This window comes from Bifidobacterium aesculapii (genome assembly GCF_001417815.1).
Classification (GTDB): Bacteria; Actinomycetota; Actinomycetes; order Actinomycetales; family Bifidobacteriaceae; genus Bifidobacterium; species Bifidobacterium aesculapii.
In genome coordinates this window covers 58,613-76,726 of sequence record NZ_BCFK01000028.1, presented here as the reverse complement: position 1 = coordinate 76,726, position 18,114 = coordinate 58,613, and the positions used below count along the sequence as shown (strand labels likewise).

At 60.6% G+C, this 18,114-nt stretch carries 20 protein-coding genes; 11 read left to right on the top strand and 9 right to left on the bottom strand.

Going from position 1 to position 18,114, the window contains the following annotated elements:
- Window positions 1-58: 58 nt before the first annotated feature.
- From BFAL_RS04000 to BFAL_RS03990, 3 genes are all read right to left on the bottom strand, one after another.
- Window positions 59-847: a DUF4191 domain-containing protein gene (locus BFAL_RS04000; RefSeq protein ID WP_055427131.1), complete on the bottom strand. Its 789-nt coding sequence runs from the start codon at window positions 845-847 to the stop codon at window positions 59-61.
- A gap of 117 nt (window positions 848-964) precedes the next feature.
- Window positions 965-2,491 (bottom strand): dihydrolipoyl dehydrogenase family protein, encoded by a 1,527-nt coding sequence (locus tag BFAL_RS03995; RefSeq protein ID WP_055427130.1) that lies wholly within the window; start codon window positions 2,489-2,491, stop codon window positions 965-967.
- A 151-nt stretch (window positions 2,492-2,642) separates the two neighbouring features.
- The gene (locus BFAL_RS03990; RefSeq protein WP_055427129.1) at window positions 2,643-3,272 is read right to left on the bottom strand and encodes a DUF3043 domain-containing protein; all 630 of its coding nucleotides are present in this window, start codon (window positions 3,270-3,272) and stop codon (window positions 2,643-2,645) included.
- 161 nt (window positions 3,273-3,433) lie between these two features.
- Here BFAL_RS03990 and BFAL_RS03985 point away from each other — a divergent pair, with 161 nt between their 5' ends.
- Window positions 3,434-4,801, top strand: coding sequence for a dipeptidase (locus BFAL_RS03985; protein ID WP_055427128.1), 1,368 nt, complete (start codon window positions 3,434-3,436; stop codon window positions 4,799-4,801).
- A 29-nt stretch (window positions 4,802-4,830) separates the two neighbouring features.
- Here BFAL_RS03985 and BFAL_RS03980 read toward each other — a convergent pair whose 3' ends face one another.
- The 3 genes from BFAL_RS03980 to BFAL_RS03970 form a co-directional block, all read right to left on the bottom strand.
- Complete coding sequence (locus tag BFAL_RS03980; protein ID WP_152973522.1) at window positions 4,831-6,009, bottom strand: sensor histidine kinase; 1,179 nt, start codon at window positions 6,007-6,009, stop codon at window positions 4,831-4,833.
- A complete protein-coding gene (locus tag BFAL_RS11755) occupies window positions 5,988-6,626 on the bottom strand; it encodes a response regulator transcription factor (RefSeq protein WP_055427126.1) in 639 nt (212 codons plus the stop codon). The genes BFAL_RS03980 and BFAL_RS11755 overlap by 22 nt, the downstream gene beginning before the upstream one ends.
- Window positions 6,627-6,913: 287 nt before the next feature.
- Window positions 6,914-7,114 (bottom strand): hypothetical protein, encoded by a 201-nt coding sequence (locus tag BFAL_RS03970; RefSeq protein ID WP_055427125.1) that lies wholly within the window; start codon window positions 7,112-7,114, stop codon window positions 6,914-6,916.
- Between the two features lie 531 nt (window positions 7,115-7,645).
- On the opposite strand from BFAL_RS03970, the gene BFAL_RS03965 reads away from it, so the two are divergent.
- The 7 genes from BFAL_RS03965 (at window position 7,646) to BFAL_RS03940 (ending at window position 12,721) form a co-directional block, all read left to right on the top strand.
- Window positions 7,646-8,242: an ECF transporter S component gene (locus BFAL_RS03965; protein WP_055427124.1), complete on the top strand. Its 597-nt coding sequence runs from the start codon at window positions 7,646-7,648 to the stop codon at window positions 8,240-8,242.
- A complete protein-coding gene (locus tag BFAL_RS03960) occupies window positions 8,242-9,732 on the top strand; it encodes an ABC transporter ATP-binding protein (protein WP_055427123.1) in 1,491 nt (496 codons plus the stop codon). The genes BFAL_RS03965 and BFAL_RS03960 overlap by 1 nt, the downstream gene beginning before the upstream one ends.
- 27 nt (window positions 9,733-9,759) lie before the next feature.
- Window positions 9,760-10,662 carry an energy-coupling factor transporter transmembrane component T family protein gene (locus BFAL_RS03955; RefSeq protein ID WP_082440354.1) on the top strand — a complete coding sequence of 301 codons (903 nt, stop codon included), beginning with the start codon at window positions 9,760-9,762 and terminating at the stop codon, window positions 10,660-10,662.
- A 52-nt stretch (window positions 10,663-10,714) separates the two neighbouring features.
- Complete coding sequence (rhuM, locus tag BFAL_RS11700) at window positions 10,715-10,930, top strand: RhuM family protein (protein WP_082440348.1); 216 nt, start codon at window positions 10,715-10,717, stop codon at window positions 10,928-10,930.
- Between the two features lie 244 nt (window positions 10,931-11,174).
- A complete protein-coding gene (locus BFAL_RS03950; protein WP_160319025.1) occupies window positions 11,175-11,597 on the top strand; it encodes a nucleotidyltransferase family protein in 423 nt (140 codons plus the stop codon).
- On the top strand, window positions 11,572-11,997 hold the full coding sequence (locus BFAL_RS03945) for a HepT-like ribonuclease domain-containing protein (RefSeq protein WP_160319024.1): 426 nt from the start codon (window positions 11,572-11,574) through the stop codon (window positions 11,995-11,997). The genes BFAL_RS03950 and BFAL_RS03945 overlap by 26 nt, the downstream gene beginning before the upstream one ends.
- A gap of 469 nt (window positions 11,998-12,466) precedes the next feature.
- Window positions 12,467-12,721 (top strand): hypothetical protein, encoded by a 255-nt coding sequence (locus BFAL_RS03940; protein ID WP_055427119.1) that lies wholly within the window; start codon window positions 12,467-12,469, stop codon window positions 12,719-12,721.
- Window positions 12,722-13,006: 285 nt separating this feature from the next.
- Here BFAL_RS03940 and BFAL_RS03935 read toward each other — a convergent pair whose 3' ends face one another.
- The 3 genes from BFAL_RS03935 to BFAL_RS03925 are packed head-to-tail and all read right to left on the bottom strand — an operon-like array spanning window position 13,007 to window position 14,810.
- The gene (locus BFAL_RS03935; protein ID WP_082440346.1) at window positions 13,007-13,768 is read right to left on the bottom strand and encodes a DUF4417 domain-containing protein; all 762 of its coding nucleotides are present in this window, start codon (window positions 13,766-13,768) and stop codon (window positions 13,007-13,009) included.
- Window positions 13,765-14,310 carry a hypothetical protein gene (locus BFAL_RS03930; protein ID WP_152973521.1) on the bottom strand — a complete coding sequence of 182 codons (546 nt, stop codon included), beginning with the start codon at window positions 14,308-14,310 and terminating at the stop codon, window positions 13,765-13,767. The genes BFAL_RS03935 and BFAL_RS03930 overlap by 4 nt, the downstream gene beginning before the upstream one ends.
- The gene (locus tag BFAL_RS03925) at window positions 14,307-14,810 is read right to left on the bottom strand and encodes a hypothetical protein (protein WP_055427116.1); all 504 of its coding nucleotides are present in this window, start codon (window positions 14,808-14,810) and stop codon (window positions 14,307-14,309) included. Before BFAL_RS03925 ends, BFAL_RS03930 begins: the two co-directional genes overlap by 4 nt.
- Before the next feature lie 240 nt (window positions 14,811-15,050).
- Between BFAL_RS03925 and BFAL_RS03920 the strand changes: the two genes are divergently transcribed.
- The 3 genes from BFAL_RS03920 to BFAL_RS03910 are packed head-to-tail and all read left to right on the top strand — an operon-like array spanning window position 15,051 to window position 18,082.
- The gene (locus tag BFAL_RS03920) at window positions 15,051-16,199 is read left to right on the top strand and encodes an ABC-three component system protein (RefSeq protein ID WP_055427115.1); all 1,149 of its coding nucleotides are present in this window, start codon (window positions 15,051-15,053) and stop codon (window positions 16,197-16,199) included.
- Window positions 16,200-16,224: 25 nt separating this feature from the next.
- Window positions 16,225-16,407, top strand: coding sequence for a hypothetical protein (locus tag BFAL_RS03915; RefSeq protein ID WP_152973520.1), 183 nt, complete (start codon window positions 16,225-16,227; stop codon window positions 16,405-16,407).
- Window positions 16,400-18,082: a DUF2326 domain-containing protein gene (locus tag BFAL_RS03910; RefSeq protein ID WP_055427113.1), complete on the top strand. Its 1,683-nt coding sequence runs from the start codon at window positions 16,400-16,402 to the stop codon at window positions 18,080-18,082. Before BFAL_RS03915 ends, BFAL_RS03910 begins: the two co-directional genes overlap by 8 nt.
- Window positions 18,083-18,114 lie beyond the last annotated feature (32 nt).

The following is an 18,114-nucleotide window of genomic DNA, read 5'->3' as shown; positions in this document are numbered from 1 at the left end:
GCGGACGGATACTGGACAGTGACGTGACGTGCCCATACGGCATGGGGTTGACCCCACGTCAGCGTCCGCGCATGGCGCGGCGGCTGACCTTATGCATGCGGTTCGGGTCGATGCCCTTCGGGATGCCGTAGCCGCGCTTCGACTGCAGGGTGCGCAGGCGGTCGTTGAGGATGCCGAGCTCCTCCTTGGTGAGGATGAAGCGGCGGCGCGGGTGGATGCGGGCCAGCAGCTTGTTGGAGTGGTTGGACGGCACGTAGCTCTTCTTGCGGGTCACGGTCTTGCGCAGATCCTGCAGTCGGGTGGTGCCGTTGGAGCCGTCGCCCATGACGATGCGGTACACGGGGATGGACGATCCGGCGGTCACGCCCTTGATCTCGTGCTCCTGACGGTCCATCTGGCGCTTGACGCGCTCGTGGCCGCCCTCGCCGAGCAGGTAGATGCCGTTGTAGCCGGTGCCGCGCCAGATCGCGTCCTTGGTGCGGGGGTCGACCCACACGGGCTGTTCGGAGAAGGTGAACCCGGCCTTGCTCATGTTGCTCAGCACGCTGACGGCGGCGCCGGGGCGGCCCTCCAGCTGCTTGTAGCCGACGCGGTCCGCGCGGTTGGTGAGCGTCATCGTGGCGAACAGCACGCCGAGCATGATGCCGGCGATGACGGTGAAGATCCACGTGAGCCAGGTCCAATGGAAGACGAGACCGAGCACCACGACCAGCACGACCGGGGCGATGAACGCGCCGCCGCACAGCCAAGGCAGCTGCTTGTCGTCCTTGTAGGTGAACTGGAAGATCTGGATGATCTGCTTGATGGTGCTGTTCTTTTTGGGCTTCTTCTCGTCCTTGTCTGCCATTGCTTGCCTCACTTGGAGTCGGTTTTACGCATACTGGCCGCTGATTTTACCAGCACACGTGCCCCGGGCACGCGGGAGCCGCCCGGAACCGTGTTGCCTTGTGCCCGCCGGGCGCGTTCAGCGCGTGTGCAGCGGGCGGCCGTCCGCCTTGAGGAGCGCCTCGCCGAGCGTCTCGCTGAACGTCGGATGCGGATGGATGAGCCGTGCCGCCTCGCTCAGCGGCACGCGGTTGCCGACGAGCTGCTCCGCCTCGGCGATCAAGTCGGAGGCGACTGGGGCGACGATGTGTACGCCCACCACCACCGGGACGCCGGGGCGGTCCGCGCGTTCGGCGCTGATGATCGTCATCGCGCCGCCGACGCCGCTCATCAGCATGCGCGCGTTGCCGAGCATCGGATACGTGGTCTCGGTGACGTTCGTGAGCTGCGGCTCGGCCTCGGCCTCGCGGCCGGTGAGCCCCACGCAGGCGGCTTCCGGGTGGGAGAAGACCACCTGCGGCACGGTGGTCTCGTCCACGGGCTTCGGGTCGAGTCCCGCGACGGTCTCGGCGACGGTCATGCCCTGCTCGAAGGCGCGGTGCGCGAGCGCGTGCCCGGCGGTGATGTCGCCCACCGCCCACACGTGCGGAGCCCGGGTGCGTCCCATCGGGTCCGTTTCGACGTAGCCGTGGCCGTCGAGCGTCACGCCGGCACGCGTCATCCAATCGAATCCGGTTGCCGGGTCGCGTCCGATGGCGGCGAGCACGATCTCGCCGTAGACCTCGTGGTCGGTGTCGTCCCCGCCCTGCGTGTAGTGGACGGTCGCGCCGAGATTGACCCCCGTGTCCACGCGCGTGACCGCCGTGTGCTTGACGACGGTCACGCCCTGCCTCGACAGTTCGCGCGTCAGGGTCGCAGCGGTGCGTCGGTTCCAGCCGGAGAGCACACGGTCCTTACGGATCAGCAGCGTGACGTCCACGCCGGCCGCGTTCCACATGGAGGCGAATTCGATGGCGACCGCGCCGGCGCCGACGATCACCGCGGAGGCGGGGAACTCGTCGAGTTCCAACGCCTGCGTCGAATCGATGAGCGCTCCGGCGAACGGATGGCACGGCAGCGGCCTGGGGGAGGCGCCGGTGGCGAGCACCACGTCGGACGCTTCGATGACGATCTCGGAATCCATCGGCTCGGGCACATCCGCCTTGCGGAAACGTTCGACCGGGTCTCCGACGACGGTCACGGCGAGGTTCGCCGTGCGCGCGCCGGCGCCATCATGCGACCGGTCCGCATCGCTCGTGCCGGTGGCCGGACGCAGGTCCGTGGCCGCGCCGTGGAACACGGTGACGCCCCGGTGCGCGAGCAGTGCGGCCAATCCGCCCGTCATCGTGTCGACGATGTGCCTGCGGTAGTCGCGCAGACGGCCGTAGTCGATGCCGTCCACGCGCGCCTGCACGCCGAGTTCCGCGGCGCGATGGACCGTGTCGATGGTGTGCGTGGCGGTGATGAGCGCCTTGGACGGGATGCACCCGCGGTTCAGGCAGGTGCCGCCCAACGTGGCATCGCGTTCGATGAGTGCCACCGACAGCCCGAGCTGCGCCGCGCGCAATGCGGCGGAATAGCCGCCGGGACCCGCTCCGATGATCGCGAGGTCGAAGAATTCCGCCATGGTATGCCTCCAGTCCGATGGGTGGGGTCCTGGCCGGATGCGGCATGGGCCGCACCGCGTATTCCAATGACCATATGAAAAGGGCCTGGCCCCCATCATAGGGGGCCAGGCCCGTCGATGACGATTGCGCCGACAGCCGAGGCGAGGCGGATCACTCCGGGAAATGACCGCGCTTCGGGTAGCGGGGCTTCGGCAGTCTCCAGCGGCGGATCTGGATTGCACGGCTCCACGCGTAGGAGGCGGAGCGCGAGCCCTTCGCCACTGCGCGTTCGCCGTACTTGGCGATGAGCTTCTTCTTGAGCTTGCGCCACATGAGCCACACGTCGAGCACCACCGCGGCCAGATAGACGTACATGAGCAGCATCATGACCATTGAGATGGTCTGATCCTGGACGACGGAGGTGACGACCATCGATGCGATGAGGATGATGAACGCGACGGGGATGAAGAACTCGCCGACATTGAAACGGGCGTCCACGTAGTCGCGGATGTAGATGCGCCACGGCAGACGCTCCGCCTTCGGCATGTGCGCGACGTCGCCCTTCTGCATCGCCTCGTATTCGGCGTTCTCACGCTCGCGCATGCGCGCCTTCGCCTCTTTGGCGCTGGCCTTGCGGTCCGTCGGCACGAGCGGACGGATGCCGGCCGCCTGGGCCTGCTTCATCTTGGGGGTGGGCGCGCTCTTCGTGCGGTCCTTCCTGACCGGCGCCGCCGGCTGCTCGGCTTCCTGCTCGACAGGCTTCTGAGCGGATTCCTTCTTCTTCAACGGGTTCCATGTCATGCTTGCAGGTTACGGTGACGTCTAGACGCGCAGGATGCGCCGAAACGGCACCATACAAGGCCATAGGAGGTGTTGGGCGCCTCCTCGGCCGCACTTGCGCGAAGCCCGGACAGGGCTCGGCCATAACCGTATATACAGGTGCAGCAAAGGAGAAGCAACGCATGCCCCGACTCACCCCGGACGACATCCGCGCGCGCGTGGAATCCGATTGGACCCGCATCGTCGACGTCCTCAACCGCAAGATCGCGTTGAAATCCGTCTCCGCGGAAGGCATCACCGGCGAACACATGAGGCGTTCGGCCGAATTCGTCGCCGAGCAAATGCGCGAGGTCGGCGTCGACGCGAAGGTCGTCCAGTCGACGAACCCGGACGGCACGCCCGGAGCATGGGAGGTCATCGGCTCGCGCATCGTCGACCCGGCGGCGCCCACCGTGCTCCTCTACGCGCACCACGACGTGCAGCCCGTGCCGGACCCGGCCGCATGGGACACCGACCCGTTCGTCGGCACCGAGATCGGCGACCGCCTCTACGGCCGCGGCTCGGCGGACGACGGCGGCGGCATCGCCATCCATTCCGGTGCGCTCAAGGCCCTCGGCGACGACCTCAAGGTGAACGTGAGGATCTTCATCGAAGGCGAGGAGGAGATGGGCTCCGCCAGCTTCATCCCGTTCGTCGAAGAGCACAGGGACGACTTCGCCGCCGACGTGATCGTCGTCGCCGACTCCGGCAACTGGGCCGCCGACATCCCCTCCCTGACCACCTCCCTGCGCGGCAACACGTGCGTGGACGTGACCGTGCGCGCCCTCACGCATCCGGTCCACTCCGGCCAGTACGGTGGGCCGATCCTCGACGCGAACACGCTCGCCGCGATGCTCATCGCCTCCCTGTACGACGGCGACGGCGACCTCGCCGTGCCTGGCATCGCCGCCGAGGAGCCCGTCGGCGGCCTGCAGCGCGACGTGGACGAGGCCGGCGTGCGCGCCGACGCGGGCATCGTCGACTCGTACCGTCTCGCCGGCACCGGCTCACTCGCCTCGCGCCTGTGGACCAAGCCGAGCCTGACCGTCATCGGCTTCGACGCGCACCCCGTCGACGGCTCGTTCAACGTGATCAGCCCCGAGAGCCGCTTCCGTCTCTCGCTGCGCACCGCCCCCGGGCAGGATCCCGCCGAAGCGCAGGCGGCGCTCGCCGACTTCCTCGTCTCCCACCCGCCGTTCGGCGCCGAGGTCGAGGTGACCAGGCTGGAGAACGGCCGCGGCTGGGCCATGGACCCGGACGCCGTCGCCACCAGAGATGCGCTCGAGGCGATGGAGGAGGCGTTCGGCGTCGCCCCCATCAACCAGGGGCAGGGAGGCTCCATCCCGTTCATCCCCGAGCTGCAGCGCATCTTCCCCGAGGCGCAGGTGCTCGTCACCGGCCCGGAGGATCCGAAGGCCAACGCGCACAGCCCCAACGAGTCGATCTCCCTGAGCGGCCTGAAGAACAACGTCATCACCGAGGCGCTCCTGCTCGCCAAGCTCGCCAAGTGACGTTTCCCATCCCCGGGAATCGGTCGGGATCAGCTTTGCTGGTCCCGACCACGGGATTGCGGAGGAATGGCCGCGAACGAATACCATGTACCGTCATTCAGTTGCCCCGTGACGAAGGTACCGCTGATGCGCTCGATTTCACGGCGGTAATACTTCATGCCCTGTCCATGTTGTGGAAGTTCCTCGTCGGACAATGCGTTGGACGTGGTGATTTCGATGCCGCTGTCGTTCCATACGACGGAAACCTCATATGACTCCCGTTTTGCGTGTCTGATGATATTGGCGTAGAGCTCGCCGATGAATCCAGTGCAGAGGGTCATTCTCTCTTCGCTCATCGGGGCGGGACCGTCGTCGATGTTGAGGGTGCTCCGCCCTTCGAAGCCGAGACGGTTTATGCGCCTGTCGTTGTCGTCCAACACTCGGTGAAGGCGATTGGCAAACGTTTCCATCTCCGAGGATGTCGTGCCATGGACGCCCTGGCCCCATTCATTGAGGGAATCGACGACCTTGTGCGTATTGTCCAGCGCGTTGAGCACCGACTCATTGATTTGACGCCAATCGTCGATATCGTTGCTGCCTGCTCTGATATGATGTTGGGCCATGCGTGCGATGAGTGACAATTCCCCGGTGACGGCGTCATGCATGCGCTGGGCGGCATGCGCAGTGAATTCCGCTTGACGTAGATTGTCCTCCGCTTGGGCAAGTTTCATCTGTCGTAGGAATCCGTCCTCTCGCCAACGCAGCGATCGCCCGACGAGCGAAGCCATGACGCTGAACGGTATGAAGGATACGAATACGAACAAGTCGACGTTCCAACCGTTCGGGAGTCCAGTGTAGACCACCTGCAGCAGGATCATCGTGATGGTCAGCATCGCCGCCATGCGGTCCGAGGTCATATATGACAACAATCCCAACGCGTACAGCACGCTGAACGTGGACGTGGGACCCGTGCCGTTGGAACAGACCGTCGTCAGGCCGTCGATGACGATGAGCGCTACGGAGGATGACAGAGGCAGGATACTGGTACTGGCTAGCAGAGTCCCCTGCATGAGCGAGAGAGCCAATGCGATTCCGCCGGATGGGGGATTGTACGCCCATTGAATGATGAGCAACGACGAAAATGCGGATGAGAGGGCTATACGTACTTTTAGCGGGGGAGTCGAAGGTGTTGGTGCCTTCCCGAGGTTCAACCACGTGGTGAAAGCCATATCGCCACCGCCTGACGAGCCGTTCGCGCTCCGAGTTTCTGCATGATATGCTGCATGTGTTTACGCACGGTCGCCTCTGAAATGCCGAGTTTGCCGGCGATTTCGGTATCGAGCAGTCCTTCATCCGCGCACAAGTCGATGATTTCCTCCTCCCGCAACGTGAGCCGCTGATTGTGAACCGTCTCGTTCATTAGACGGATGTGTGCGAGTTGCCGTGATTCGAAGCCCGCCATCGAGCCGTTGCGAATCACCGAGTCGATGGCGGTGATGATGCCGTCTTCGGTGTTCTTACTGGCCAGCCCCTGTGCGCCGGCAGCTTTCGCTTTCGCTTCATACAAGTTCAGCGAGAAACTCGTCATCGCGAGAATGGGGAAGTCGGGGGACTGTTTCCGTATGAATCTGCACGCGCTGGGCCCTTGGACTCCTTCCAGTGACATGTCCAGCAGCAATAAGGACGGAGCGTGCGACTTGGTCAGAGGCATCGCTTCTTTGGCTGACTGGACCATCCATATGACACGGGCTGTCGGTAGACGTTCGGTTAAGAGCCGGTACAAGGAATCCAGAGAACGTGTGTCATTGTCGACGATGGCTATCGACGTCGCAGTGTTAAATGACATCGTGTATGAATCCGTTAATCTTGCTGCACGCCTAGTCATCCCCTATGGACTGGCCTACAATGCCACCATGGGAGGGGAATGCATTGTGCATATGGTTGTATTCCGTCGTTGGACGCCGTGAAGGAAACAATTGCCGGGCAACTGGGAAACGCCAGAATCATCGCCAATAGCATGCCCGTGATTTTCATGAGTCCAATCCCCTTTCCTGAATATACCAGGTTCCTTTCCTTGTGCTAAAAGACTTGAAAAGGAACCAGGCATTTGTCACATGATCGTCATGAATGACATCATAGATGGCGATAAAGGTATTTGCCGCTATCCATTTGGTGTGAGATATCGTGTAGGTTTTCAGCCAGCATCCTATCTTCGGATGTGCCCTTGGACAGTTTGGATGCCTTCTTATCCAGATGATGTTGGATGGAGATGAATGCGATTGCGATGACTGTAAATACCAAGGTGGAGATTGAAGCGATGGCCAGACCGTTCATGGAATCACCCTCGGCTGCCGATTCCGAATTTCGCTGCGCACACGGCGATCTGCCAAGGTGTGCCCCCTCTATCGCTAATTCGATAGCAGGAGTCTCGGGTCGGAATCCAGTGGTCGTAGCACTGTCCGTGATCATAGAAATCGCAGCGCGTCCGTATTGTCGATTCTCCGGCATAGGAAGTCTGCGTAATGGAACACGTTCCTAGTGTCAGCAATGCGACAATGCATGCGGACAGTATCTTCTTATTCATATCATGCTCCTTTGCTATCGTCATCATGAGCTATGACATACCGTCAAACATAGTGTCGTTGCTCCATGTCCGCCATACACGGATGCGGTAGTGTGTCGCTTTCGTGAAAGGCATCTCGTCGGCTACGTCGTTTATGGTGGGAGCTGACACGGGAGCCGCCTGAGCGCGGCTGAGAGGAGACCGCAACGGGTCTCGACCGATGGAACGTGGGCGGGCAATGCCGCCCACGGAATTGTCGCTCCTCCCGTGCCTTCATGAAGTAGAGAAGAAAGGCACACATCATGGCCGAAACCGTCGCCAAAGCCAACTACAAGTGGCGCGTCGTCGACATCGTCGTCACCGCCGTCATCGCCGTCGCCTCCGGCGTCATCTTCTGGGGCTGGGACGTGGTCTGCACCGTTCCGCTGGAGATCTTCGGAGCGGTCACGCCGGGCTTCGAAGGCCTGCTCAACGGATTCTGGCTGTTCGCCGGCCCGCTCGCCGCCATCGTGGTGCGCAAGCCCGGAGCCGCCCTCTTCGCCGAAACGCTCGCCGCGTTCCTCGAGCTCACGCTCGGCAACCAGTGGGGCGTGGGCGGCTCGCTCCTCGTCGGTATCCTGCAGGGTCTGGGCGCCGAAATCGCGTTCGCCATCTTCGTGTGGCGCAAGTGGAACATCGGCACCATCGCGCTGTCCGGCGCACTCGCCGGCGTGGGCTGCTGGGCGTACTACTGGGCCACCCACCCGGCCTGGGGCGCCGGCTATGTGGTCGTGTACCTGATCACCTCCATCCTCTCCGGCATCATCATCGGCGCGGTCATGCTGGGCGTGCAGCGTGCGCTCGCCGCCACCGGCGCGCTCGACCGTTTCGCCTCCGGCCGCAGCGAGGCCCGCGTCTGATGCGCATCACCCCCGCCGGCGTCGAAGCGAAGGGATGGGGATGGCGCCACACCACACGCAAGGACTTCGCGCTGCGTGATGTGGACCTCACCATCCGCCCCGGGGAGCACGTGCTGCTCCTCGGGGCTTCCGGCGCCGGCAAATCGACGCTCATGGCCGCGCTCGCCGGCGTGCTCGGCGGACCCGAGGAAGGCGACCAGGAGGGCACCCTCACCGTCGACGGCATCGACCCGTCCGTCGCGCGAGGCAAGGTCGGACTCGTCCTGCAGGATCCCGATTCGCAGATCATCCTCGAACGCGTGGGCGACGACGCGGCCTTCGGCTGCGAGAACCTGAACGTGCCACGTGACGAGATCTGGCGTCGCGTGCGCGAATCGCTTGACCTCGTGGGATTGGACGGCATCAGCCTCGAACGTTCCACACGGCATCTTTCCGGAGGGCAGCGGCAGCGGCTCGCGCTCGCCGGCGTGCTCGCCATGCGACCCGGACTGCTGCTGCTCGACGAGCCCACCGCGAACCTCGACCCGGAAGGCGTGCGGGAGGTGCATGACGCGGTGCGCGACGTGCTTGCGAACACCGGTCAGACCATGGTCGTCGTCGAGCATCACATCGACGTGTGGCTGGATCTCATCGACCGCGTGATCGTCATCGGGCATCCCAACCCGGACTCGCACGTGGGCGGCGTCATCGCGGACGGCACGCCTCGCGAAGTGTTCGGCGAATACGGTGATCTGCTCGCCGCGGGCGGCGCATGGGTGCCGGGCCGTGCGATCGCCGAGCGTGCGCCGCAAGCCGTTGCGGCCGTGCGCGCGGATGCAACGGACGAGCCGGCGCTTGTCGCCGATGATCTGAGCTTCGGACGCGGCACGGCATTGGGCGAACACATCGATCTTGCGTTCCGCTCCGGCGAGGTGACGGCCTTGATGGGGCCGAACGGCGCCGGCAAGTCCACGCTCGCCCTGACGCTCGCAGGCCTCCTCAAGCCGTTGGCCGGCCATGTGCGCGTACGCGCGGACATCGCATCCGGCGCACGCGGCGACGAGCCGAATCTATGGAGAAGCCGCGAACTGCTGGGGCGCATCGGCATGGTCTTCCAGGAGCCGGAGCACCAGTTCGCGGCACCGCTCGTGCGCGACGAAGTCGCCATCGGGCCCAAGTCGATGGGTGCCGACGAGAAGAAGGCGTACGCGATCGCCGACGAGATGCTCGAGCGCATGAACCTCTCGCGGTTCGCCAAGGCCAATCCATACACACTGTCCGGCGGCGAGAAGCGCCGCCTGTCCGTCGCCTCGATGCTGGCCGCCGCGCCGAGGATTCTCGTCATGGACGAGCCGACGTTCGGCCAGGATTTCACGACATGGACCGAGATGGTCGACCTCATCGCGGGTGTGCGCGACCAAGGGTGCGCCGTCATCGTCGTCACGCATGACGAGCCGCTCGTCGAGGCGCTGGACGCCAGGCGCATCATGTTCGGATTCGCGGGGGAGTGACGTTTGAACGGAATGGTGAACGGGAACATGGACGAAAAGAACGGGACAACCGCGTTGGACGTGACGGGTGAGGAGGCTTCTGCTGTGGGAACGGTCGCGGCCACGGGCGACACGGTGACCGTTTCGCCTCCGGACGCGCGGCGCGAACCGGCGCGGGCCACCTCGCCCTCATGGTTCATCGCGAAGGTGAATCCGGTGGCGCGCATCATCGGAGCGCTCGTCATGTGCATCCCCATGTTCGTCAGTCTTGACGTGGTCTCCGCCTCCGTGGCGCTGGGATTGGAGTTCGTGCTGCTGTGGATCGGCGGCATCGCCCCATGGCGCGTGCTGCGCAGCACATGGCCCGTGTGGATCGCGGCCGTGGGCGGATTCGTCTCCGTGTTCCTCTACGGCCGCACCTCCGGCGAGATCTGGTTCTCCGCGGGCTGGATCGTGGTATCGCAGGGCTCCACCTATCTGGCTGCGGCCACGTTCCTTCGAGTGGGCGCCATCGCCATGCCCGGCGTGATTCTCGCGTTGGGCCTCGACCCGACCGATCTGGCCGACGGTCTCGTGCAGATCCTTCATTTCTCGCCACGCTTCGTCTATGGCGGGCTCGCGGGCATGCGCATGTTCACGCTGCTGCAGGACGATTGGCGCGCGCTCGGGCTGTCCCGCCGTTCGCGCGGTCTCGGCGACGGCAACGCGGTGAGCCGAGCGTTCTCGCAGGCGTTCGGCCTGCTGGTGTTGTCGATCCGACGCGCCACGAAGCTCGCCACCGCGATGGAGGCGCGCGGATTCGGCGGTTCCGGGCCGCGTTCGGCGGCGCGCGTCTCGAGATTGCACCCGATCGACGCCGTGTTCTGTCTGATCTGTCTGGCGATTCCGGTCATCGCGCTCGCCGTCGCCGTGCGCACCGGCTATTGGCACTTCTCCTTCCAGGGTGCGTGACGTCGGGCGCTTGACGTCGGTACTGTGAGCACGTTGGGAAAGGGAAGGCAATATGCAAAAGCACATTGCCGATTCGAACAAGCCCGTTGCATACTACAACCTCGACGTCATCATATCGGTCGGATACCGGGTGAAACTCCATCGTGGCGTGCAGTTCCGCCGTTGGACGACCGGTGCGCGACGATATCGGTGCGGACGTAAATCGCTGGAATCTATCCGTAGGCACGTGGGGGGAGAGGAAGGATACCGTGAGAAGAGACATCGATGAGCTGAATGTGCGCATCGCCGGCATCGTCAGGAGGAAGACCGAACTACGTAAGCAGATCGACGCCATTGTCGCGGATTCGGAACGGTAACATGTGAGATATGCACGCGTAGCGCGCACACCTTCAATGGAAGGACGCGAAAACGTTGCTGGATTGTTCGTGCGATGTGCGGACAGTCCTATCGTTGTGTTCGTGTATGAGGCGTCATAGACTCCTCATGAGGAAAACGATAAGGATGTGATGGGTATGACAGTGGCAATGCCATCGGCGACATTATCTCATTCCGTGCGGCGTGAGACGGTCCCCTCGCCGTCCGAGATCGCTGCTCTGGCTCGTCCTCTTGCGCGCCAATATGGCATCACAGAATTGTACTTGTTCGGTTCAATGGCCGACGGTGGTGCGGACTCCGATTCCGATATCGATTTCATCTACGAGACCGCCGATGACGATATGCGTGTTCGAAGAATCGCGAACTTCCGTGAAGCGCTACGTGAAGCGTTCGGTCGGGACATCGATCTGGTAAAAGCCAGTTATATCACCCAGCCGGAGAAGAAGGCGTATGACGAACTGATTAGATCGTTATTCGTGCGCAACGTATTGGCCAAGCCGATTCTACGTATTCTTCCAGATGAGGGGAAAACCGATGGTGGGAAAAGCTTCGGAGAATGATCCACGGCGTGACTTGATTCACTTGTTGCAGATTCGGCATGAATTGGAGATGGCGTTGTCTTTTCTCGACGGCGTTACCCTTGAACAATTCGAAGACGACGATTTGCGGCAGCATGCGGTGTGCATGGCGGTAGCGCAGGTGGGCGAACATGTGAAGAAGCTGTCGAAGCGATTCGTCATGGCCCAACCGGAAATCGCTTGGAAGGCGATAGCGGGAACCCGTGATTGGATAGTTCACGATTACGGGAATCTTGATTTTGATGAGATTTACGAGTCGGTGACGAAGGATGCCGGGGAAATCATGGAGTTTGTGTCCAAGGCAATCGATGAGATTGGGGTTCCTGAGGATTCAATCGGTGACGCAGGAACACAAGCGTTGAGAAATGCGCGAAGCATCTGAATGATAGACGTAATGAGAGGGGACTGAGGACAGGGCAGAGTCGATGAGATGATTACGCGACTCTGCCCGGAAGGGGCCGAGTACAAGGCGCTGGGTGAGCTTGCTGCCATGTGGACAGCAGGGTAAGTATTTGGTGAAGGCTTCTAATGAGAAGCCTCTGCTGTTTTCGTGGGATGGGTGATGGTTCGGGCAGTCGGATGTCGGGACGATGCAGGTGCCCTGATGATGGCGGTCGGCGTACGTTCGTATGCGTCTGTTCGCGATTCCGTGCCGGCCGTCCCAGGCCCGGATTATGGTGGGGTGCAAACACACGTACAGTGTGTTCCGCTTGCGCGGATGATTTCACTGATATGCGCGGATTCGTGGTGTTCTTACCGTCACAATACGTTCTCATTTTTCCGCAGGACACCTACGAAATGTCTGCCGCTGTGCCTGACTTTCATACCCTGTTCTTGAAAGGGGTTTCATCATGTTGAATTACATCATCGACGAGTCTCGTCCGTTCACGTTCGCCGCTTATCTGACGGGAGCGAGGAACGGTGTGACCGCATGGATCGCGAAGCTCACGCCGAATCTTCCGTATGACGCGTCGGTCAAGGTGCCGCGCCGGCTGATTCCGGCGGACATGACGGTTCAGCCGTTCGGCGCGGACGGGATCCTGCATCAGAGCTTCGACCGCCTGTCGGACGCCGAGGACTGGACCGCCGCATGGGCGAACCGGTGACGCCGGGCCTACTGGGATTGAGAGATGGGGCTCTTCCTGTGCTCATCCACGATTCGACGCTGCTGAAGTACATAGGCGACGGGAGACATAACAAGCTCGAAGAGAGGGATCGATCGTGACCGCTGACGCCTTGCGGTAGGCGTGACTGTAGTCTGGTGGGCATGCCCATCAACCAAGCAGTGATCGACAATCTGGAATCAGATTGCGGGCCCGCTACGTCGCATTCGGCAATATGCGCGCCATGTAGCGCCATGTGCAACGAATCCGAGTCGATGGCGCTGCCGGTCACCGGTCTTTCATACGGCTGGTCCAGTCGTCGTACTGCTTGAACGTGGCGTCATGCGCGTATGGTCCGAAGACCTGTTCAGGCATGGGGCCGTAGACGAGCACGACTTTGGGTTCCAAGGTTTCCATCATGGCGGAGAGTCCAGCTTGGAATTCGTGTTTGTCGTCCGCGGTCCGGATGCACCCATAGGTGCCGATGGCTACGATGCTGTGCTTCTCCACGCCGAGGAAAGCCAGTCGTTCCGGCAGTTCCTCGGTGGTGTAGGTCAGGCGGTTGCCCCAGCGGATCTGGGGAATCACATATACGCCGTGGGATTGGTAGTAGTGGCCGATGGCGCGGCTTTTGTAGGTGTTCGCGATTTGCACCGCGAGTGGCGCATCCCGGTAGAGCGAGCAGTCCGGGCTGATGAGTGGGCGCCGGCGGAACTCATTGATGAACCGGTCCGGGTTGATGAGTACGTCGGCGAATTCGACGTCCATCTCGTAGAATCCCACGGCAAGGTCTGGGTCGGCGTCACGATTTCGTTTGCTGAACGGGATGATGCTCGAGGGTATGACGAATTCTGATGGGCGTTTGATGATGGGAATGCCGAGGATGCCGTCGAAGTCGGCGCCGGCGACGAGTTCTGGGTTCATGCCGTCGTCGATGGTCGCTTTGCGGCGTGGAGGCGGTTGCGTCGGTGGTTGAATGCCGCCATCTACCGAAACTCCACGTAATCCCGGGACATCGAACGCGTCCTGATACGGTTCACGTGAGGTCATAGGTTCTCCTGCTTTTTTGAGTCTTCGTGCGGTTCCTGAGGGTCGTTTGTCGTGCTGTTGTTGTTGCTGTCTTCACCGGCTTCATTGGCTTCGCGCTGTCGCCAGCGTTCGACGGCGGCGATCATCTTGGGGTCGGCTTCCGCGGCGTAGTAGGGGTGATAATAGATGTTCGCCTCGGGGTAGCCGGATGCGGGCAGGATTGTGATGCACAGATCATCGAGGGCGCGTGCGGCATCGTATGGGGCTTTGTTGAATCCGGCTTTGTAGTAGAGGTAGCCGAGGAACTCGTACGGGTCTGGGATCGGCTTCTTGTTCCAGTTAAGGCCTTCGTAGCGGAACGCTGCCCGTGCGATGTCGTCCGGGGTTTTGCACTCGTTCCGCACGTAACGGAAGAATGCTTGCCTGACGGCATTCCAGCCATACTCGTCCACAAGGTGTGCAACCGGTTTCTCGAGTGCCCGTAATTCCTCATAGGATACTGAGTCCGAATCGGCATCAAAGTAGTTTTTGATAGGAGTTTCGAGGTCGTGGTTGTTGCTCATTGCTTCCTCCAAGTGAATTTGTCGCCGAAGAGATTGTGGTTCATATTGTAAAGTTTGCGCAGTGCGGCTTCCACTTTGTCCATGGACTTGGAGCTGGGTCTGAAATGGCCGCTCCGATCATCAAAAGACATGATTTTCCCGTCCTTGATGTTTATGAGGCCGGCGGCTTGTACTACGGGGTCCTTGCCACCGATCAGTGTGGGGTGCGGCGAGCGGCCATTTGAATGGTATGGGTTACGCCGTGCTCCGAAGACGATGTGTCCGTCCGTGTCCAGTACGTACATGAAGGTACCTGAGGCTGCTCTTCCGCCAAAAATGATGGAATCACCTTTGATGGCTTTCTCGAGGTCGGTGCGGGTCGGGTTCTTGAAGTATCCCCGGCTGGGGTTATAGATTCCGGCTGTTTTGTCGAGTTCCAGCATCGACTTGACGACGTGGTAGGTCGGTTGGTACGGCTGCGATCCGCCGTTGCTGTACGCCCCCTTGGCTCCACTGCCCATTGCGTCCCTCTCCTTTCTGTTCGCTGATTCGTGCGTTGTGCGCGATACGGGCCACGCTATGAAACGGCGACCGGGATTCAGGGAGAAAATGGGAGACCCAGAAGGGAGAAACTGGGAGAAAAACCGCGGAAAGCGTTGCAGCGCCTAGTAAACTAAAAAATGTTGGATTGCTGTCTATGCGGCTGATGCCAATGGAGCTATATGTCATAAAGACAGTGCTGTGCTGCATGAGGAGTGACGATGACCGGAGAGGTGAATGCCAGATTCTGCGATTTGGTGAAATCGCTTCGGCCTCTTATCGGTAAAGAGCTATCTGCCGGCAAACAGGTGGCTGAGGTCATTTCGATGCTCACCAGAGTTCCGGGGAATCGCATAGGCACGGCTGCGGATCCTTCTCAGGCGTCACAGGAAACCCTCCGCAAAATGTCCTCAGATGATAGGTCGTTCACAAAGAAGCTGGCCAATGCCATATACGAATGCATGGATCTTGGCCAGTTCATAATTCGGATCGATGCCGCGGCGATTCCGGTCAAACAGAGAATCGTGGATAATCTTGCCGAATATGGGACAAAGGTGAATCTTGACGAGTTGGGTGAGCGATGCGTGAAAATCGCATTGACTGTGATTTCCCGAAAAGCCGGTCAGAAACTGACCTCGGAATCCGTAGCCGCCAAGATTGCCTACGCGAGAGGCATCGCGGATAACAAGGATGCTCTGCTCATGCAGTGTGCCGGGCTCTGCATGGAATGCAGTGCTTCCCTGATAGCGGATAAGCGCGGGGATGGTATACCCGTATACGAGATTCTTCCCATTGATCCGGACGTATCCTCATACGGTCTTGACGATTATGTGGTGATGTGCCCGACATGCGCGGCGAAATACAAGCACCACCCAAGCAAGAGTGACATCGACCGAGTGCGGAGCGAGAAGAAGGCTGTTTCCAAGCAACGGGATTTCGAAGGTCTATTGACTCCGTTGAGCTTGGAAAAGGAACTTGCGAAATTGCTGGATGATATCAGAGAACTGGGTTTTGAAGACACGTCTCATCAGCAAATCCAGATGCGCAATCCCGTACCGATACGTGATAAGGTCTCCGAAGACGGTGAACTCTGCCGTGAGATAACCGATTCAGTCAGTTCGTATTATCCGTTCATCGCCGCGCGAATGAAAATGCTGGAGGAAACCCAGCGATTGTCGTTTAATGATCTGCTGTCACAGATGCATGCCAAATATCTGAAGTATGAGGGTCAGGGATTGAGTCAAGCCGAGATTTTCGACCATCTTTCCGATTGGATAGCTGATCGCACTCATTCGCGGTCGCGTACCGCTTCGATTCTCGTCTCGTATTTCGTCCAGATATGTGAGGTGTTTCGTGCTCCTGCCCAGTAAGCTTGTACCCTTCGCCGAGTCGACGTTGGCTGATCTCGTGCCGGTTCTTTCGCTGATACCGGAAGAGGGGATCGGCGTCGTCGATTTATATCTGCGGTGTCTTTCCGGAATAAAGAGTCCAGAAGCCGTCATCGACGCGTTGACGGTCTTGTTCGCAATCGGAGCAGTGAAGCTTGACGAAACTAAAGAGGTGATTCATCGTGCTTAAGGAGATCTATTCGAGCCGATTCGCCGCTCATGTCGGTGCTGATCGGCACATCCGGTTCCACGGTGGGTTGAACGTGGTGCTCGGCGGCGAGCAGGCAGAGAACTCCATCGGAAAATCGACGTTGCTGATGATCGTCGATTATGCCTTCGGCGGTAAGGCGTTCAGTAAATCGGATGCCGTGAAGGATTACGCCGTGGGTGACCATGAGATCTTCTTCGCTCACGAGTTCGCCTCCGGAACGCGGTATTTCTCCAGAGACACCGCTCAGCCGAATCTGGTCAAGGAATACTTGGACAGCATGTATTCGGTGCTTACCGGATCCATGACTGTTGAGGATTTCTGTAGGACGCTGAAGGAGGAATCCGGATTCCAGGATCCGGACCTGACCTGGAGAGAGGCGGCGGGACCGTTCGCTCGTGTGAGTGCATCGCATGAGATCGACTATGCGAAGCCATTAAGCGTCTCGCCGCGTACACCGGATGCTCAAGCTGTGGGAACGCTTGAGAAGATGTTCGGCGTCTTCCAGCCCATCAAGCAATTGGAGACGGCGGTCTCGGATGCCCGGAAGCGATACGAGGTGATGCACGGAGCGGCAAAGCTGGGTCTTTCCGATTACATCTCATTGAGAAGCAAACGGGATCGCAGAAGCGCACAAGCACAGCTGGAGACGGCCGAACGAGAACTCAACGACCTTAAACTGGCGGCCGACCAGAAGCTGTTCGAAGAAGGCATCGCTGCCTCGGAACGCAATAATGAACTCAAAGCGGAAATCAACGAGCTGCTGCAGAAGCGGGATCTGCTGACCGCCAAAATCGGCATCATCGACAGGGGAAGAATCACTCGACACGATGTCGACGTCCGGCAGATCGAAGCTTTGCTGCGGTTTTTCCCGAATGCGGACATCGGCCGAATCGAGGAGATAGAGGCGTTCCATCACAAACTGGCTGAAATCCTCAGTGACGAGCTCTCCGCGCAGAAGGAACAGTACCGGCTGATGATCGGTTCCATTGACAGTCAAATCAACCGATTGAGAACCGAACTCGCCGATATGGGGCAGACCGGAACGTTGAGCACCGAGGAGTGGAACAAGGCGGGAGAGCTGAATGGCAACATCCAACGGTTGCAGGCGCAAATCGGCTCCTGGGACAAGACCGAGGAGCTGAAAGCGGTGATGCAAGAGGCATCCGCGGAACTACAGGTACAACGGCCGAAACTCATCGGCGGAATGACCGGCACAATCAACGCTGCGTTGAAACAGCTGAATGACGCCGTCGATACGGGGAACAATCCTCCCGAGCTACGCATATCGGAGACCCGGAACGGGAAGCAGTCGTATACGTTCGGCACCGAACGAGACACCGGTGCCGGCACCCGTGCGAAGGATGTGGTTCTCCTTGATATGACGGTTCTGGAGCATACCGATCTTCCGGTGCTCATTCATGATTCGACGCTGCTGAAGAACATCGGAGACGAGCCGATCGAGTCCATTATGAAGCTGTATGCGAAGACGGACGCGACGGACAAGCAGGTGTTCATCGCCTTCGACAAGCGTGGGTCGTATTCCGAGAAGACACGGCAGATCATCGATGACCATACGGTCGTCTCCCTGAACGCCGACGGGCGGGCGCTCTATGGCAGAAGATGGAACAGAATCGAAGAACAGGAGGAATCGTGACCGCGGACGCGCCGCGGCAGGCGTGACGGTAC

Coding starts and splice junctions, on each gene's coding strand:
- BFAL_RS04000 (WP_055427131.1), bottom strand. CDS start 847: ATGGCAGACAAGGACGAGAAGAAGCCCAAAAAGAACAGCACCATCAAG.
- BFAL_RS03995 (WP_055427130.1), bottom strand. CDS start 2,491: ATGGCGGAATTCTTCGACCTCGCGATCATCGGAGCGGGTCCCGGCGGC.
- BFAL_RS03990 (WP_055427129.1), bottom strand. CDS start 3,272: ATGACATGGAACCCGTTGAAGAAGAAGGAATCCGCTCAGAAGCCTGTC.
- BFAL_RS03985 (WP_055427128.1), top strand. CDS start 3,434: ATGCCCCGACTCACCCCGGACGACATCCGCGCGCGCGTGGAATCCGAT.
- BFAL_RS03980 (WP_152973522.1), bottom strand. CDS start 6,009: ATGGCTTTCACCACGTGGTTGAACCTCGGGAAGGCACCAACACCTTCG.
- BFAL_RS11755 (WP_055427126.1), bottom strand. CDS start 6,626: ATGTCATTTAACACTGCGACGTCGATAGCCATCGTCGACAATGACACA.
- BFAL_RS03970 (WP_055427125.1), bottom strand. CDS start 7,114: ATGAACGGTCTGGCCATCGCTTCAATCTCCACCTTGGTATTTACAGTC.
- BFAL_RS03965 (WP_055427124.1), top strand. CDS start 7,646: ATGGCCGAAACCGTCGCCAAAGCCAACTACAAGTGGCGCGTCGTCGAC.
- BFAL_RS03960 (WP_055427123.1), top strand. CDS start 8,242: ATGCGCATCACCCCCGCCGGCGTCGAAGCGAAGGGATGGGGATGGCGC.
- BFAL_RS03955 (WP_082440354.1), top strand. CDS start 9,760: ATGGACGAAAAGAACGGGACAACCGCGTTGGACGTGACGGGTGAGGAG.
- rhuM (WP_082440348.1), top strand. CDS start 10,715: ATGCAAAAGCACATTGCCGATTCGAACAAGCCCGTTGCATACTACAAC.
- BFAL_RS03950 (WP_160319025.1), top strand. CDS start 11,175: ATGACAGTGGCAATGCCATCGGCGACATTATCTCATTCCGTGCGGCGT.
- BFAL_RS03945 (WP_160319024.1), top strand. CDS start 11,572: ATGGTGGGAAAAGCTTCGGAGAATGATCCACGGCGTGACTTGATTCAC.
- BFAL_RS03940 (WP_055427119.1), top strand. CDS start 12,467: ATGTTGAATTACATCATCGACGAGTCTCGTCCGTTCACGTTCGCCGCT.
- BFAL_RS03935 (WP_082440346.1), bottom strand. CDS start 13,768: ATGACCTCACGTGAACCGTATCAGGACGCGTTCGATGTCCCGGGATTA.
- BFAL_RS03930 (WP_152973521.1), bottom strand. CDS start 14,310: ATGAGCAACAACCACGACCTCGAAACTCCTATCAAAAACTACTTTGAT.
- BFAL_RS03925 (WP_055427116.1), bottom strand. CDS start 14,810: ATGGGCAGTGGAGCCAAGGGGGCGTACAGCAACGGCGGATCGCAGCCG.
- BFAL_RS03920 (WP_055427115.1), top strand. CDS start 15,051: ATGACCGGAGAGGTGAATGCCAGATTCTGCGATTTGGTGAAATCGCTT.